The sequence below is a fragment of the Vibrio hibernica genome (assembly GCF_015223435.1).
Lineage (GTDB): Bacteria > Pseudomonadota > Gammaproteobacteria > Enterobacterales > Vibrionaceae > Vibrio > Vibrio hibernica.
The window spans coordinates 148,792-165,205 of sequence record NZ_VHKO01000001.1 but is presented as its reverse complement, the minus strand read 5'-3'; the positions used below and the strand labels follow the sequence as shown (position 1 = coordinate 165,205).

General features: G+C 36.8%; 16 protein-coding genes. 11 read left to right on the top strand and 5 right to left on the bottom strand.

What is annotated here, in order from left to right:
- Nucleotides 1-148 precede the first annotated feature (148 nt).
- Together FH976_RS00720 and galE are read left to right on the top strand one after the other, a co-directional pair.
- Nucleotides 149-394 (top strand): DUF2789 family protein, encoded by a 246-nt coding sequence (locus FH976_RS00720; protein WP_194088986.1) that lies wholly within the window; start codon nt 149-151, stop codon nt 392-394.
- Nucleotides 395-500: 106 nt separating this feature from the next.
- A complete protein-coding gene (gene galE, locus FH976_RS00715; protein WP_194088985.1) occupies nt 501-1,517 on the top strand; it encodes a UDP-glucose 4-epimerase GalE in 1,017 nt (338 codons plus the stop codon).
- 107 nt (nt 1,518-1,624) lie between these two features.
- Here galE and FH976_RS00710 read toward each other — a convergent pair whose 3' ends face one another.
- A complete protein-coding gene (locus FH976_RS00710) occupies nt 1,625-3,805 on the bottom strand; it encodes a TonB-dependent hemoglobin/transferrin/lactoferrin family receptor (protein ID WP_194088984.1) in 2,181 nt (726 codons plus the stop codon).
- Nucleotides 3,806-4,062: 257 nt separating this feature from the next.
- Between FH976_RS00710 and FH976_RS00705 the strand changes: the two genes are divergently transcribed.
- Complete coding sequence (locus FH976_RS00705) at nt 4,063-4,962, top strand: LysR family transcriptional regulator (RefSeq protein WP_194088983.1); 900 nt, start codon at nt 4,063-4,065, stop codon at nt 4,960-4,962.
- Here the strand turns inward: FH976_RS00705 and FH976_RS00700 are convergent.
- Nucleotides 4,946-7,672 carry a bifunctional acetate--CoA ligase family protein/GNAT family N-acetyltransferase gene (locus FH976_RS00700; RefSeq protein WP_194088982.1) on the bottom strand — a complete coding sequence of 909 codons (2,727 nt, stop codon included), beginning with the start codon at nt 7,670-7,672 and terminating at the stop codon, nt 4,946-4,948. The two genes, FH976_RS00705 and FH976_RS00700, sit on opposite strands and share 17 nt — an antisense overlap.
- 263 nt (nt 7,673-7,935) lie before the next feature.
- Here FH976_RS00700 and FH976_RS00695 point away from each other — a divergent pair, with 263 nt between their 5' ends.
- Nucleotides 7,936-8,574, top strand: coding sequence for an SPOR domain-containing protein (locus tag FH976_RS00695; RefSeq protein WP_194088981.1), 639 nt, complete (start codon nt 7,936-7,938; stop codon nt 8,572-8,574).
- Between the two features lie 111 nt (nt 8,575-8,685).
- Nucleotides 8,686-9,696, top strand: a complete 1,011-nt coding sequence (locus tag FH976_RS00690) for a D-alanine--D-alanine ligase (protein ID WP_194088980.1) — start codon at nt 8,686-8,688, stop codon at nt 9,694-9,696.
- 50 nt (nt 9,697-9,746) lie between these two features.
- On the opposite strand, the gene FH976_RS00685 is transcribed toward FH976_RS00690, so the two are convergent.
- Nucleotides 9,747-10,712, bottom strand: a complete 966-nt coding sequence (locus FH976_RS00685; protein WP_194088979.1) for a tyrosine-type recombinase/integrase — start codon at nt 10,710-10,712, stop codon at nt 9,747-9,749.
- A gap of 130 nt (nt 10,713-10,842) precedes the next feature.
- Between FH976_RS00685 and yciH the strand changes: the two genes are divergently transcribed.
- From yciH to FH976_RS00665, 4 genes are all read left to right on the top strand, one after another.
- A complete protein-coding gene (gene yciH, locus FH976_RS00680) occupies nt 10,843-11,154 on the top strand; it encodes a stress response translation initiation inhibitor YciH (protein WP_194088978.1) in 312 nt (103 codons plus the stop codon).
- A 31-nt stretch (nt 11,155-11,185) separates the two neighbouring features.
- Nucleotides 11,186-12,607, top strand: coding sequence for an MATE family efflux transporter (locus FH976_RS00675; protein ID WP_194088977.1), 1,422 nt, complete (start codon nt 11,186-11,188; stop codon nt 12,605-12,607).
- Nucleotides 12,608-12,681: 74 nt separating this feature from the next.
- Nucleotides 12,682-13,065 (top strand): cystatin domain-containing protein, encoded by a 384-nt coding sequence (locus tag FH976_RS00670; RefSeq protein ID WP_194088976.1) that lies wholly within the window; start codon nt 12,682-12,684, stop codon nt 13,063-13,065.
- Nucleotides 13,066-13,348: 283 nt separating this feature from the next.
- Nucleotides 13,349-14,101, top strand: coding sequence for a DsbA family protein (locus FH976_RS00665; RefSeq protein ID WP_194088975.1), 753 nt, complete (start codon nt 13,349-13,351; stop codon nt 14,099-14,101).
- Between the two features lie 441 nt (nt 14,102-14,542).
- On the opposite strand, the gene maoP is transcribed toward FH976_RS00665, so the two are convergent.
- Nucleotides 14,543-14,890, bottom strand: a complete 348-nt coding sequence (maoP, locus tag FH976_RS00660) for a DUF413 domain-containing protein (RefSeq protein ID WP_194088974.1) — start codon at nt 14,888-14,890, stop codon at nt 14,543-14,545.
- Between the two features lie 164 nt (nt 14,891-15,054).
- Between maoP and hdfR the strand changes: the two genes are divergently transcribed.
- Together hdfR and FH976_RS00650 are read left to right on the top strand one after the other, a co-directional pair.
- A complete protein-coding gene (hdfR, locus tag FH976_RS00655) occupies nt 15,055-15,918 on the top strand; it encodes an HTH-type transcriptional regulator HdfR (RefSeq protein ID WP_194088973.1) in 864 nt (287 codons plus the stop codon).
- A gap of 112 nt (nt 15,919-16,030) precedes the next feature.
- Nucleotides 16,031-16,204, top strand: coding sequence for a hypothetical protein (locus FH976_RS00650; protein ID WP_194088972.1), 174 nt, complete (start codon nt 16,031-16,033; stop codon nt 16,202-16,204).
- Nucleotides 16,205-16,266: 62 nt separating this feature from the next.
- Here the strand turns inward: FH976_RS00650 and FH976_RS00645 are convergent, their stop codons facing one another.
- Entirely contained in the window at nt 16,267-16,413 is a 147-nt protein-coding gene (locus FH976_RS00645) for a YoaH family protein (protein WP_194088971.1), read from the bottom strand.
- Between the last annotated feature and the right edge of the window lies 1 nt (nt 16,414).

Genomic DNA, 16,414 nt, shown 5'->3' with positions numbered 1-16,414 from the left:
GTATTCTGTTAAAATGTGTAGGTTTTTTATTGGTAAATAAATACAGTTCTGGACCTCAACTCACTAGAATCTACTATAGTTAATGAATATTTTGTAGTGAATCAGGCTTGGTCATTAACTGGCTTGATGTCAATGAGGAGTAAATCGTATGGAAATGCATAATCACACGCTAACGGCCTTATTCGAACAACTTGGTTTGGGGAGTTCAGAATCAGAAATAGAAATGTTCATTGAGCAACATAGAGATGGATTGGCACACACTTCGAAACTTCACCACGCTGAGTTTTGGAGTAATTCTCAAGCTGCATTTTTAAAAGAATCAAAATCAGAAGATGCAGATTGGGCTTCAGTTGTTGATCAACTTGACGCTTTATTTCGGGCGCCTGGAAAATAAATACTTACACCATTATATAAATTTATTTTCGATTCAATATAAGGATTTGTTATTGGTGACACGGGTACGTTAGAATTGATGAAATTTCTATAATATTGAGGAAGTTATGTTGGTATTAGTAACAGGTGGTATGGGGTATATAGGGAGCCATACTTGTATACAAATGATCGATGCAGGTATGACACCGATTATTTTTGATAACCTTTATAACAGTAAATCGAGTGTGCTTGACCGTATTGAAGAAGTCTCAGGTCAGCGTCCGATCTTTATTGAAGGTGATGTTCGTGACAAAGGTGCTTTGGATAAGGTTTTCAGTCAATATGATATTGAATCTGTTATTCACTTTGCGGGTTTAAAGGCGGTAGGTGAGTCGGTTTCGATGCCTTTAGAGTATTATGATAATAATGTTAATGGCTCTTATGTTTTAGTTTCAGCTATGCGAGATGCTGGTGTGAAGTCTTTAATTTTCAGCTCATCAGCAACTGTTTATGGCGATCCAGCGTCGACACCAATTTTAGAAAATTTTCCAACAAGTGCGACTAACCCTTATGGTCGTAGTAAGTTAATTGTTGAAGAATGTTTAACCGATTTCCAACAAGCAAATCCAGACTGGAGTATCACGTTGCTGCGGTATTTTAATCCTGTAGGCTCTCATCCATCAGGACGTTTAGGCGAAGATCCGCAAGGGATCCCGAATAATTTAATGCCATTTGTTTCCCAAGTTGCTGTGGGCCGTCGTGAGTTTTTATCGGTATTTGGAAGTGATTATCCAACTATTGATGGAACAGGAGTTCGTGATTATATCCACGTAATGGATCTTGCTGATGGACACTTAGCCGCATTAAATCACGTTGGGAAAAAATCGAATCTGCATATCTATAACCTAGGCACAGGCAAGGGAAATAGTGTCTTAGAAATGGTAGCAGCTTTTGAAAAAGCATCGGGTAAATCAATACCATATAAACTGGTTGATCGTCGCCCAGGAGATATTGCAGAGTGCTGGGCTGATCCAGCTAAAGCGAAAGCCGATCTTAATTGGGTGGCAACTCGAACCTTAAACGATATGACACAAGATACATGGCGTTGGCAGTCGAATAACCCTGAAGGGTATCCAGAAGCTTAATGGTTTTGTATTGAGTGTGAAAATTTTCGATTATTAATTGTTCTCTAGTACAAAAGCCACTGAATATGCAGCACATTCAGTGGCCATAATGATTATTTTAGAGGCGATTAGAATTGATAATCTAAGCTTACACCCCAGTTACGTCCAGGTTGGCTGTAGAAATCACGATTAGTACCGGATGAGTGTTCATCCATGTTCATGCTTGAATATTCCCAGTACTTTTTGTCAAAGGCGTTAAATAGACCTGCTCTTAATGTTAAATCATTAATTGGACGATAATAACCAGTTAAGTCCACTAAGGTATAACCAGCAACATCAGCAACGCCTTCGGTTGACCAATCATCCTTACTTGCCGTCATACTAACGCTAAGTAATCCGCCATAAGTATTATTTAAACTATCATAACCCAGCCCAACAACGCCATTAAGTGGGGCCACTGAGTCAATGTGGTCACCAGTATCTTTATTTTTCCCTTCAGCGTAAGCGATAGAAAATTTAGAATATAAACCTTCAGGTGCTGATAAAGCCTCATCTAAGTTAAGACGAGCTGAGAATTCCACCCCATAAATTTCTGCTTTAGATATATTTTGGTTAGTGTAAATTTCTTTGCCGGTACTTACTTCTGTTCCAATGTTAGCTTGATCAATAAAATCATCATAATCATTATAGAAACCCGTTAACTCAAAACTACCAAGTGCGTGTTGTCCACGGAAACCTAATTCATAGGCTAAGCTTTTTTCTGCATCTAAATCAGGGTTAGGTTCGTATACCGCGCCAGTATTGTAGACATAATATAGTTCTTGCACGCTTGGTGCTTTAAAGCCTTGGCTAATTTGAGCAAAGGTACTTAAATTTTCATTTAAGTGATAAACCGCACCTACTTTCCCCGTAACAGCATCTTCTTTATTTTCTGAATAATTGGTAGTAAACCCTTCATCCTCTTTAGGCTTAGCTTTAAATCCATCATAGCGAACACCGGCGGTAATGATTAAGCTTTCATCCAGAAAGAAGGCTTGGTCTTGAGCAAATATGCCCCATTTTTCTAAGCGTGCATCTGGGAGTCCAGTGTTGCCAGGAGTGACAGTGCCAAGATCGTATTTATAATCAGTATTATCGAGTTCAAACTTATCATTACTGTAGCTAATACCATAGGTTAACTGATGAAAATGAGTTGAAAGATCAATAAGCTTATCAAACTGGGCGTCGAATTTGATCAAATCATCGCTGGCATCACGATAACGCATTCGTTGCCCTGAACTCATAAATCCGGTCGTAGTATCGTAGTTTTTATATTCAGAATCACTTGCTTGATAGTTAACTGACCAATGTAAACTATCGGCAATCGTCGTATTCATCTGCCATTCATGTTCTAAGCCAACTCGTAATCGATTCACATCATCTTCATTGTAGTTATCACTGTAAACCAGCGATCCCATAGGCCCCATGTTTATACTAGAACCTTCACTGTGTAGCTCTTGTTCATCATAGCTACGTTGATAATACTCTACGGTTAAACCGACTCTATGATTATCATTGACTTGGTAATACGCTTTCCCTAATAGGTTACCAATTTGTTTATCTGCTGGATCTGCTTGGCCTCGGCTTTCACCTAAAGCACCAGGCCCTGAGTGATAGGTTTCTGTTTCTTGACCATCAGCATAGGTAACCATTAATAAGGTTTCTAAATCATTTTGACGCATCGCCCAGGTTAAAGTGTTTTTAAAAGTTTCATCTGAGGAAGTGTAAGTTGATTTTATGCCAAAGCGATTTTCGTTACCGTCTGTGATTAAAATATCATCTGGATTTTTAGTTTTAAATAGAACCGCGCCACCTAATGCATCAGAGCCATATAACGTGGAAGAAGGTCCTTTATTGATTTCAATAGCAGACAATGTATCTACTTCAATAGTGCCTGGATTATGACGTTGTTCTGATGCGCCAGGGTTGTAAGGTGTTGGTTGTTCAACGCCATCGACCATCACTTTGATTCGCCCTTCATTCATCCCACGAATATTATAATCCGCAATTCCAAATCGGCCTTGACCCTCTACATTCACACCAGGTGTATATTGCAGAGCTTGTTGGGGATCGGTTGAAAGTTGGTTATCAATAGTGTCATCAGACACGACGCTGATTGATGAAGATACATCTTTTATATTTTGTTCGGTACGAGTTGCTGAAACCACCACTTCGTTTAATGCTGTTTTTTCTGCCGCTATTAATGGGGAAGAAAAAGATAAAGCAATAGCCATAGGCAGCAAGCTTGGTTTAAAGTTGAATGTAGACATATAGTTATCCATTACCATGTTGATTGATTCGACGCATTCTAATGGATATTAATGATAATAACTATCGTTTACATTCTTATCTAGTGCTTAATTTAAATATGGTCATTAGGATTAAATAATAAAATAAGTATTTAATTTCAATTGGTTATGTTTAATTGTGTCTAAATGGTTAATTCTATAACATGCATACCACATTTGATTATTGTGACTTATGTCACGATATTATTAATGTAATTATAAAAAAGGATGGAACTAATTTGAATCACACTATTACATTAGAGGCTCTACATGTGCTGGATGCGATTGCGAGAAGGGGAAGTTTTGCTGCCGCAGCTCAAGAATTGAATAGGGCACCTTCCTCTTTAAGTTATCAAGTTCAAAAATTAGAACAAGATTTAGACTTGGTTATTTTTGATCGCTCTGGTCATAAAGCCGTATTTACAGAAGCTGGATTTTTATTGCTTGACCGTGGCCGTACCATTATTGCAGCGGCGCAAGAATTAGTCTCTGATGCAAATATCCTTGCTCATGGGTGGGAATTAGATTTAACGATTGCTTATGATGGATTGATCCCTGTATCGAGTTTATTTCCTTTAGTTATGTCTATAGAAGGAGTAGCTAAAACAAGAATTAAGCTTCAAGAAGAAATATTAGCCGGATGTTGGGAATCCTTAGCTTATGATCGTGCTGATATTTTGATCTGTCCTAAGCTAGATCATTCACCGATTGATGTGAAAATTGAGCCATTAGGTTGTATGGAGATGGTATGGGTTGCCGCCAGTCATCATCATGTACATAAACGCTCATCACCTTTTGATACTAATGCACAAAAAAACTACCGAGCCATTGTTATTGCTGATACCGCCAGAACTTCTCCAGCATTAACACGTAATTTATTAGATGATCAACCACGCTTAACCGTCAATAATTTTAATGCAAAACTAGAAGCTTTATGTGCGGGGGTTGGTATTGGTACTTTGCCTAAAAACGTTGCATTGCCACTTATTGAAAGCGGTATATTAAAAAAAATCATAAATACTAATGAAGAAAAATTTGAAGTCGTGATTGCTTGGCGACGAAATAAAATGGGCAAAGCAAAAACATGGGCAATTCAACAAATTAAAAAACAGTGGAGGTCATCTAGTCAGTTCGACTAATCGAATTTAATCCATTAATGGGATTTTGTAGTTCTAATTGCATATCAACAACATTGTCTTCAAAGGAAATGATTGTGCTGAATCCCATTTTTTTTGCGAGTCCGACCATACCTTTATTGGATGGCATCGTCATTCCTACCATCCTTTTTGTTCCTTTTTCTTGGCTATAATGAATGAGTTTTGCTAACAATATTTTACCGAGCCCAATACCTTTTAAATCAGAACGGACCAAAATAGAGAATTCCGCCGCGTAGTTATGAGGATCGGCAACCACGCGTGCGACCCCAATAATATGTTCCTGTTTATTTTTATCTATTTGGGTAGCAACAAATGCCATTTCTCTGTCATAGTCAATTTGAGTCAAGTTAGCCAATACTTCATGGTTAAATTTACCAATATCGGAGAAGAATCGCTTATATAAATCTTCACGAGATACTTGAGTAATAAATCCGGCTAACTGGTCTTCATCTTCCGGTAAAATAGGGCGAAGTAAACAAGGTTCAGCGTTTTTCAAGTTAACAGTTTGTTCATGCTCGACAGGGTAAGGTTTAATGGCTAAACGTTGTCTCGGACAGCCTTCTTGTGATTGCAGTTCTAATCTTGCATCAAGCACTGTAAATTCATCTCCAGATGCTAATAAAGGATGTAAATCTAAACTTATTATTTCTGGGCAATCAATGACCATCTGTGATAATCGTACGAGAAATCGGCATAACGCAATCGTATCGATGGGGGTGGGTAATTGTTCTAATCTTAGTTTTCCTACACGCATGGCCCTAATAATAAGGTAGCGTGCGAGTGCCATATTTAAAGGAAGAAGTGCAACTGAGGCATCATGATTTTCATCCCATTCAGAACCTCCTTGTCCAAGTTTAATGACTGGGCCAAATACAGGATCGCTGTCTATTTTTATACGTAACTCTTGAGAACCCGCTCGGTTTGCCATCGTTTGAATGGTTAAACCTTGAATTAAAGCGGAAGGGTAAGCCAATTTTGCTCGATCTAAAATAGCCAGTGCAGCACTCGATACTTCTTCTGCATTGCGTAAATTAAGCATAACCCCCTGAATTTGTGATTTATGTACAATATCAGGTGATCGTATTTTAACTATGACAGGGTAACCTATTTGTTCGCTAATATGAATGGCTTCACTTGGATCTGAAGCAAGCCATGTCGGGAGGACGTTAATGCCGTAGTTTTGCATTAACGTTGTTATATGGTGAGAATCAAGATGGGTTCTATTACTTGTTCTTTTATCTTCAATCCATTGTTTTGCTTGGGCCAGTTGTTCGGGGTTTCTAAGCTCAACAGAGAGCGGTGTTTCCATTAATTGCTTTTGGTTTCGTCGATACTCAACTAAGTGCATATATGCACCAATTGCACCTTCTGGTGTTCGATATGTTGGAATGCCAGCTTGAGTGAAGAGGAGACGAGCCTCTTTTGCTGTTTCTTCTCCCGACCAATTAGTGAGAATATTAAATTGCTTACTTTTCTTATGATCTTTAATTGCTTGTATGACTTTTTCTGCAGTCTTGGTTGGGTGTGAGATAGCAGAAGGGCTATGCATAATTAAAATCGCATCAATATCTTTACTATCGAATAAACAATTTATGACGTTGATATAGCGTTGACTATCAGCATCTCCAACTAAATCTATAGGGTTATTATGCGACCAACTTTGCGGTAACATTTCATTTAGTTTTTCAAGTGTATCATCGGTTAATTGTGCTAATTTTCCGCCTCTGTCGATTAAAGCATCCACCGCCATAATGGCAGGCCCACCGCCATTGGTGATGATCGCTAATCGTTCTCCTCTTAATGGAACGGAGTGCGTTAATGTTTCTAGCGCTGCAAATAATTCATGGGTGTTATTCACTCGTAACATTCCAGAGCGTTTTATAGCCGAGTCATAAATAATATCTAATGTTTGTTCACCTCTGGTATGGGCTAAAACGGCTTGTTGGCCAGCGTAGCTTCGCCCACTTTTTAACACTAGTATTCGGCGATTACGTGAGGCGCTTCTTGCTGCTGACATAAAACTGCGAGCATCTTTAATTGAATCAACATAAAGAAGAATGGCTGAAGTTTTACTATCGACTGATAACGTGTCTAGAAGCTCTGCATAATCGACATCAATAGCATTTCCCAAAGAGACGAAAGTGGAAAAACCAATGTTTTTATCGTTTGCCCAATCAAGAATAGTGGTGCATACAGCCGCAGATTGAGAAATAAACGCAATGTTTCCTCGAGAAGCCGTGACAGGTGATAGAGATGCATTTAAGTTTAGCCATGGTAAAATAATACCTAAACTATTTGATCCCAAAATTCGCATGCCAGATTTCAGAGCAATGGCAAGACATTCCTCATCTAATGTTATATCTGAATTTATACTTTGGCTTTGGTACATGTCAGCTGAAATTATAATGACAGAACCAACGCCCTTATCTGCTAATTGCTGAATGATTAACTTATTGTGTTTTGCATTTGTACAGATCACGGCTAAATCTGGAGTTAAAGGTAGCGCTTCGATATTTGGATAAGCCAACACACCGCTGACAGATTTATATTTTGGTGTAACAGGCATGATTGCACCATGAAAACCGCCTTGCAATAAATTCTTCATCACGATAGAACCGGCTCGAAAGGGACGTTGTGAAGCTCCAATAACAGCAATGGAGGATGGTTTTAATAATTTGTCTAAATTGAGCATTAGTATTCACCATGATGATAAACAGCTTGAATATAGATATCATAATCAAAATAGACAAAAGTATTATCTGACAAATGCTTGTATGTGATCTATACCCATAATTCGGCGACTTAATAAAAAACATATACACAAAAAAGAGCTGTGGCAAATTCAGGAATAAAATATTGTTTGAATTGTATTCAAAGGGATTTCATTGCGTCAGGATATTGGTAATTTTTAAGTTTCTGATGGCTTATTCCTTGATATTAAATGGTGCTAGGGGCATGATGAAACTAGGTTTTAATGAATGTGTGGTTACTATGAACAAGATAGCAATTATTTCTCTTTCCGTGCTGTTGTTGGCAGCCTGTTCGTCAAGCAATTATGATTCAGAAGTCAAAACGGAGTCTTATCAAGAGGCCTATAAAACGGACGAAATTGCTCAACCAATTACTGATACTAGTGCTTCACCAATGGAGCAGGATGTAAAAGATGAATCATCAATGATTGAAGCTTCCACTGGATCAAATAAAAAGGTAGTTAAGTTAAGCCCTGCACCTGAAAACAGTCAAGAATCAACCAGCAAATCTTCAGTGCGAGTATTTTATCCAGAAGATAAAAACAAGTCAGCCCAACAGCCAGATTCTAGTCACTACCTCGTTCAAGTTGCCGCTTTAAATAGTGAAGACAAAGTATTGAAAGTAGCAGAGCAGTTACCCGCTAATCAACCCAAGTGGGAGAATATTAAAACGGTAAGTGGTAAGCAGTGGCATAGTTTATTATTTGGGGATTTTAAGACAAAAAGTGACGCAAAAGATGCTATTTTACGCCTTTCGGTTGATCTACAAGCGATGGATCCCTTTATTAAAAGTGTAAAATCGGTTAAAAACTCTCAGTATCCAACACTTAAAAAATTACCTTAAATTTTAAATAGGTAATTCGCATCTAAATGCGAAAGTGTTTTTTATAGAGTAAATGCTTCTATCTTAGATAGACGATAAGAGGCTAAATATTTTTGAAGAACAGAATTAATAATGAAAAATATATTACTTTTATGTGGTGGTGGTTCATCTGAACATGAAGTATCGCTAGTTTCTGCCCGATATTTAGAGCAACAGCTCAAACTAACCTCTGATTTCAATGTGTTAAAAGTTGAAATCACAAAAATTAATGGTTGGCAGTTAGACGATAACTTAACATCCACCTTTAAACAGGTTGAACTTGATATCACACATGCGTCTCTAAAAGGCGATGATTTTGCATCAGTTAAAATCGATTATGTTGTTCCTTGTATCCACGGTTTTCCTGGTGAAACTGGAGATATTCAATCACTGCTTGATATGGCCAAGATCCCGTACCTTGGTTGTAATGCGGAATCTAGTTCTAATAGCTTTAATAAAATAACATCAAAATTATGGTACGAGGCTTTAAATATACCCAATACTCCGTATCGTTATTTGACAGAAAATTCTACTGAATCAATTCTTATTTCTGAGCAAGCTTTTGATTTATGGGGAAAAGTATTTATTAAAGCTGCTCGGCAAGGTTCATCGGTCGGGTGCTACAGTGTAACTAAAAGGAGTGAGATGGCAGCGACTATTCAAAGTGCTTTCCAATACTCAGATCAGGTTTTAGTTGAAAAATCGGTTAAGCCTAGAGAGTTGGAAGTTGCGGCTTATCAATATGAAGGGCAATTAATTATTACCCCTCCAGGTGAAATAATTGCTCCTGATGGCGTATTTTATACATATGATGAAAAATACAGCGCAGATAGTCATTCAACGACGGTGCTTGAAGCTAAAAATTTAAGTGAGGCTCAATTAAAGGCAATTGAGCAATACTCGCGTAAAGTCTTTGTTCATATGAAATTAAAAGATTTATCGAGAATTGACTTCTTTCTTACTGAAGATAATGAAATTTACCTAAATGAAGTCAATACTTTTCCTGGAATGACGCCAATTTCAATGTTTCCAAAATTAATGGAACATAACGGCCACATATTTTCAGATTTCTTAGAACAAGCTATCCGTCGAGCGACCCAATAGTAATTGGGTAAGCTAAGGTAGAAGCAGGGGTTAAATGGCTAATAAACTTTTTAATCCCAACTTTTTATTTGCTTAAACTTAAGTTGCTCTGACTCAGATAATTGAAACTTTTCTAAGTACTGTGCTGGCATGACGGGACTCATCCAACGGCCAAAATCTTGTATCTGTTTCAAATTATACCCTTGGGAATAGAGATCTTTTGCGGCGCCGATCCGGCTAGATTGACCTGAAAAATTTAAGCTCAGTGGTAGCTTTAATAAATCACTTGCTCGTCTAAAAATACGGTAAATAGAAGAGTCATCTAACGGTTGATCCCCGAGGTTTTCATGCTTATCAATACGACTAAGTAAATAATTATTATTATTTGGTAGAATTGAAAGCCATTTATGTAAAAGAATTGATAGGGTTGAACTCAAGGTATATCCAGTATCGCCAATCATAATTTGGCTTGATTCTTGATCTTGTAAGATTAAATGATGAGGTTGTATTGTTCTTAACTGACCACGTTTTAATGCACATTCAAACATAAGGTGGTAGACAATGAGATCGCGTAAATCCTTAACTGAATCGGAATGTTCGAGTAAATGAGTTAATTGAATTAAATGTTGACGAGTGAAAGCAATCGCTTGAGTCGCATCGCCTTTTTTTTCAATTCGTAGTGCTGAAAGAGTGAAATGAATCTGTCTATGGTTTGTCGGATCGGCTAGGGAGTGTAGTCGATGTATCAAACCGATCGTTAAACTATATCGACGTAGTGTGGCATATTTCCGTTTTTGACTCTCACACTCTAAGAACAACCTTATAGCTGTAATCGCCGCGGGAAGAGATGATACATGCTTTGATCGACAAAAAGCACTAAACCGGTTCCAGTCATTTAGCATTGATAATAAAGAATTATTTGAATACTGTTGATGTGTTAAAGCATCTAATTGGTCATATTTAATAGGTAGAGAAAACCTCTCTCGACTATTTTTTAATTCATTTAAATCTGAGTTTATAGGAATTATTTTTCGCATAAGTCAGAACTCCTAGCGCACTATAACTTAATGTGATGTAACAAATACATCAGCATATCCCAAATCTCATTACTATTAAATTAATCTATAGTCAGATACTATAAAAACTCAAAAATATTAAAGGTTATTTATGTCACTAGTATATTCAACAGACATTGGTCGTATTAAGCAAGAGAAAGAGATTGATGAAAGGCCAAAAGGGGATGGAATCGTCCGCATTCAACGGCAAACTAAAGGCCGAAAAGGAAAAGGGGTCTGCATTATTTCCGGTTTGGATGCTAATGATCCTGAGTTGAAATTAATCGCTGCAGAGCTAAAAAAAGTTTGCGGATGTGGTGGTAGTGTAAAAGATAGCACTATTGAAATCCAAGGTGATAATCGCGAAAAAATAAAAGCCTACCTAGAAAAAAAAGGTCATACCGTAAAACTAGCGGGCGGTTAATGAGAATGGCTATAAGTGCAAATAGGTTTAAATGAAAACAAATCAAAGCACAATATTTACTGGCTCTATTAATAAAGCATTAATTAGTTTGGCTATTCCTATTGTGATTGGGCAGATATTGCAATCAGCTTATCAGTTAACGGATGCGTTTTGGGTTGGCCGTTTAGGTGCAGCGCAAGTTGCAGCTGTATCAATCAGCATGCCAGTTACATTTCTTGTAATAGCGATAGGTTCCGGCTTAGCCATGGCCGGCGCGACATTATCTGCGCAATACATGGGTGCAGGAAATCAAGAAATGGTAAATCATGTTGCAGCTCAAACCATGCTAATGGTATTTATTACCGCTGTCGTTTTAGGTTTAACCGGTTATTATTTATCGCCTTATTTTTTAAGATTATTAGGTGTAGAGCAAGACGTCTATCATGATGCATTACAATTTATGCATATCTCTTTTATCGGTGTGATATTTGTTTTTACCTATGCCATTTTCCAAGCAATTATGAGAGGTGTTGGGCAAGTAAAAGTACCTTTATACATAGTTCTTGTTACGGTTTTAATGAACTTCGTTCTCGACCCATTATTTATTTTTGGCTATGGAGAGTTACCTGGACTTGGAGTAAGAGGCGCGGCGCTTGCGACATTGGTGACCCAAGCTATTGCGGCGATTGTTGGTGTCACTATATTCATGCGTGGTAAACATGGGATTCAATTAAACGTACGTAGTTTCATACCCGATTATGACTATATAAAACGAGCATTCTACTTGGGCGCACCAGGTTCTGTGGAGTTGTCGGCAAGAGCTTTAGGCTTGATTATTATGTCATTTCTTGTCGCGAGTTTTGGTACTGTCACTATTGCATCTTATGGCGTTGGTTCTAATATTTTGCAGTTCGTTACTATTCCAGCAATGGGTTTATCAATGGCGGTTTCAACACTTGTTGGACAAAATATCGGGGCAAACAATATAGAAAGAGCATCTAAAATTGCTATTTTAGGGACTATTTGGGGCTTTATTGGGTTAAGTATAATCGGTGTTATTGCTTATTTTTCGGCATCTTATCTAGTTGCATTTTTTGTTCCTAATGACTCTCTAGTCATCGAAAATGGTGCGAAATTTGTAAGGACTATGTGTTTAACGTGGGGTTTTATAGGTGTGCAGCTTTGTATTGTTTCTGCATTTAGAGCTTCAGGGAACATGCTCAATACTATGTTATTATCTCTTATTTCTCAGTGGGTAATTCAGTTCCCAATCGCATATGTGTTATCGAAACATTCTGATTTAGGTGCTCATGGTATTTGGTGGTCATTTGCGATTACTAATATTGCAATAGCTTTTATTTCAGTTGCATGGTTTAGCCGAGGAAGCTGGAAGAATAAACGACTAACCGAAGATGATAAACAAATTGCTCATGTTATCGAAGAATCGATCATCGAAATAGAAGATCATAGATAGACAATTCAATAATAGGCAATAAACCTCAACAAGATAATATAATTAAATACTAATTTTAAATATGAGATCTAATTATGTATAAGAAAATACTTTTAGTAACAGTAAGTTCGCTCGTGTTAATAGCATGTAGCTCTGAGCCTAAGCAAAATAAACAAACGTTAGAAGTATCGAAAAAATGTGAGGCTACTCAATCAATACCTGGTGGATGGCAACAAGCTAAAATTACTCCGGAACTAAAGCAAGCCGCTATAGCAGCAGCCTCAAGTATGGAAGGCAAGCATACGGTTAAAGAAGTCCAAAGCGCAACTGAACAAGTTGTTGCAGGTATGAACTATAAGATTAATTTCACAACGGAAGAGTCTAATATAGCTTTTGTTGCGGTAGTTTATAGAAATCTAAATGGAGAATACCAAGTAAATAGTATTTTGCCCCAATCAGAAGTTATAAATTGTAAATAAAGACGAAGGTTCGGGTTAGCAATGGAAAGCCGTTGCTAACTTCTTTTGTTTTAATAGGGAAGATGTAAGGGTGTAATCAGATAAATGTATGGCAATCACTAATTTAACATAATGCATATAATGCGCACTTTGTTTGTAAGCCCAAAGTTGTAATGTCACTTTTTACCCAAGTTATATGTCTGCTTTGAGAAATGTTAAAATGTTCTATTGAACTTAACCATTCATGTATGCTCTTAGAGAATCTATCTATATTTTATAAACTACATTCAACGGTAATAACTATATGAAAAAAATCATTGTCCCTTTAGCACTACTAGCGATGCCTGCATTTGCTACTACGGCTAATTTCACACCTGAGCAACAAGATAAAATTGGTGAAATTGCAGCTCAATACTTAGTTGAACACCCTGAGTTTTTGATCCAAGCGAGTCAAAAATTACAGCAACAGCAGTTAGAACAACAATCAAATAGTCAGAAAAAAGCGATATTAGCAAATAAAGATATTTTACTAAATGATCCTTTAACACCATTTATTGGTCCTAAAGATGCAAAAATTAATGTAGTGGAGTTTTTTGATTACCAATGTATCTATTGCTATAAAATAGCACCTATTGTTGAAAAAATGCAAAATAACTACCCAAATGTTAAATTTATTTTTAAAGAAACGCCTATTTTTGGTAATCGTTGGGAACCATCAAAGTATGCTGCTCAAATGGGGTTAGCAATCTTTGCTCAAAAAGGCTCAAAGGCTTACGGTAATTATCATAATGGTGTTTATTCAACAGGGTTAAATGAAGGAAAACTGACAAAGATGGTGATCGATCAACAAGCAAAATCAGCAGGCATGGATATGTCAAAATTTTCAGTAACAGAATCATACCAGAAAAACTTACAATTATTTTCTCAGTTAGGTTTCAAAGGCACGCCCGCTTTAGTTGTAATGCCAAGTAAAGGGGCAACCATTAATAATACTTATGTGATTAATGGTGCGGATGTAGATGGATTAGCAAACGCTATTAAAACACTAACAAAATAACCTATTGATCGCAGACAAATCTACGGAGTACTCTTTTTCTGAGGCTCCTTTTTTATTACCCACCAATACCCCCTTACCTTTCTTATACCAATAAAAACCCTCTTGCTGCATATAATCCTTAATATTTAATGAATGCAAAAAAGTTACAGTGTAATGAAACGAGATAAATGAAATGGGACGATAACAAGTTGAAAATTCAAAACAAAACAAAACTACAAAGAAACACAAACTGGTAATAATATTACATATTGTGATTAGTTTGTGGGTAACATTTTTATCTTGCATGTACTCTCATGCTATCAATAATAGTGCACTCTAAGGTATTGAATTTAAAGTAGATAATTAATGGTTACAATTATCCAGTTAGTTACACGGTTATCCTTTCTATACGCATAAAAAAGCCCACCATTGCGTGGTGGGCTTTGAGTCTCATGATGAACATTAATCATCAATTAATATATCGTCACTGTCTCCATCATCGTCATCATACGAAGATGTGGAATTTTTCACAGTACTGCATAGTGTGTAGCTACGCTTACGTTGTGTTTTATTCAGATACTTTTTCCAACAGTTTGAATAAGAGTTACCAATAATGTCTTCGTCTTCTTTAAAAGCGGAGATAAAAAGTATCTCATCATCATCTTGTGGTTGAATTATCCCTTCAAAAAGCCCTTGCATCGTTCGGCCATAGTTTTCAAGGATCTGTGCTTCTTTAATCGTAAATTCACCCGAACGGCTAAAGCCTCGAGCAAAATGTTTAGTATCAAAAAATTTACCAGAATTTCTCATTTCTTTTTTAACCTTGCTACTCATGTTTTAGCGAAAATAGGTGTTTATCGTGTTTGTGTACAACAAAATATTTTGTTCAATTTAATAAAAATTATTTATCAAATTAGGGTATTCTTATTAGTAATAGACAATGTTGTTATCTTTTTAAATTGTTTGAGGTTTTAATGGATACTGAACTATTACGTACTTTTCTAGAAGTAGGTAAAACTCGTCATTTTGGTCGTGCAGCTGAAAGCTTATATTTAACCCAATCAGCGGTAAGCTTCCGGATTCGCCAACTAGAAAGCCAATTAGGCAGTCCTCTTTTTTCTCGTCAACGGGGTAATGTCCACCTAACTCCGGCTGGCGAGCGCCTCCTCCCCTACGCAGAATCAATCTTACAAACCTGGGGGCGTGCTAGACAAGATGTAATATTAAGTGAAAACTATATGGAGCAGATTGCCATCGGGGCGTCATCTAGTGTGTGGGAATTAGGCGGAATATCAAATTGGATTAATGACTTGCATGATAGTTTATCAGGAGCAGCATTCCGATTGGAATCCATTGGTCGTCAAGATATTGTACGTGCATTATTAGAGAAAAGTATTGATGTAGCGTTACTGGGTGATCCTCCTAAAGTTGAGGGCTTTAACTTAAAGCGAGTTGCTAACTTTGAATTTAAGCTTGTCACCACTGAAGAAGGTATTAGTTTTGATGATCTAAAAGATCTTCCTCTTGCTTACTTGGATTGGGGAACTCGTTTTTCTATTGAGCATGCAAGGATAAATAAATTATTAAAAACACCAATCCTCCATGCTTCATCAAGTCGGATTGTTTTAAATTATTTATTATCAAATAAAGGAATGGCTTATTTACCTGATCCTGTGATTTCAAAAACGGTTAATTCTGGAGAATTATTTATTATTGAAGATGCTCCGGTTATGGAACAATCACTGTATCTTTGTTGGAATAATAGCCATGAAAAAGTTGATGTAATTCAGCAATTAATCGATATTGATTTTGAGTTGAGAACAACTTCTGACGATTAATAATTTTCATCCTAACGTGAAAAATTATTCGTTTTACTGTCACATTGCTTTTTCATAATCTTACTAGGCTTAATAATAATTGTTTTTATAATAACCGTGTTTGGATAACAAAATGAGCAACTGGGATAAATGGCTAAGTAATGATAGCCGCGCTTTAGATAAAAAATCGAAAAGAGATTTTGATGACTTTGATGGAGAGTTAATCGAAAAGAGTAAATCACGTCGAAAAGCACATAGAGATAAACATTCTCAACGGTTAGATGAGTTTGAAGAAAATCAGCATTAGTATAGGGGGCGAATTGCCCCCTATTATTTTATGCCCTGATTTAGTTATAGTGCATAATAAAACTAATCTTCTTTCTTCTCTGCCCTGATTTTACTAGCTATTATTTTAATAGCTTCTGCCGTACTAATACCTTCTCTCATTAGTTTTTGAATTTCTTCGACTGCTTCTTGTTGTTCTTTGTGTGTTAATGTTGGTATGTCATCAAACATA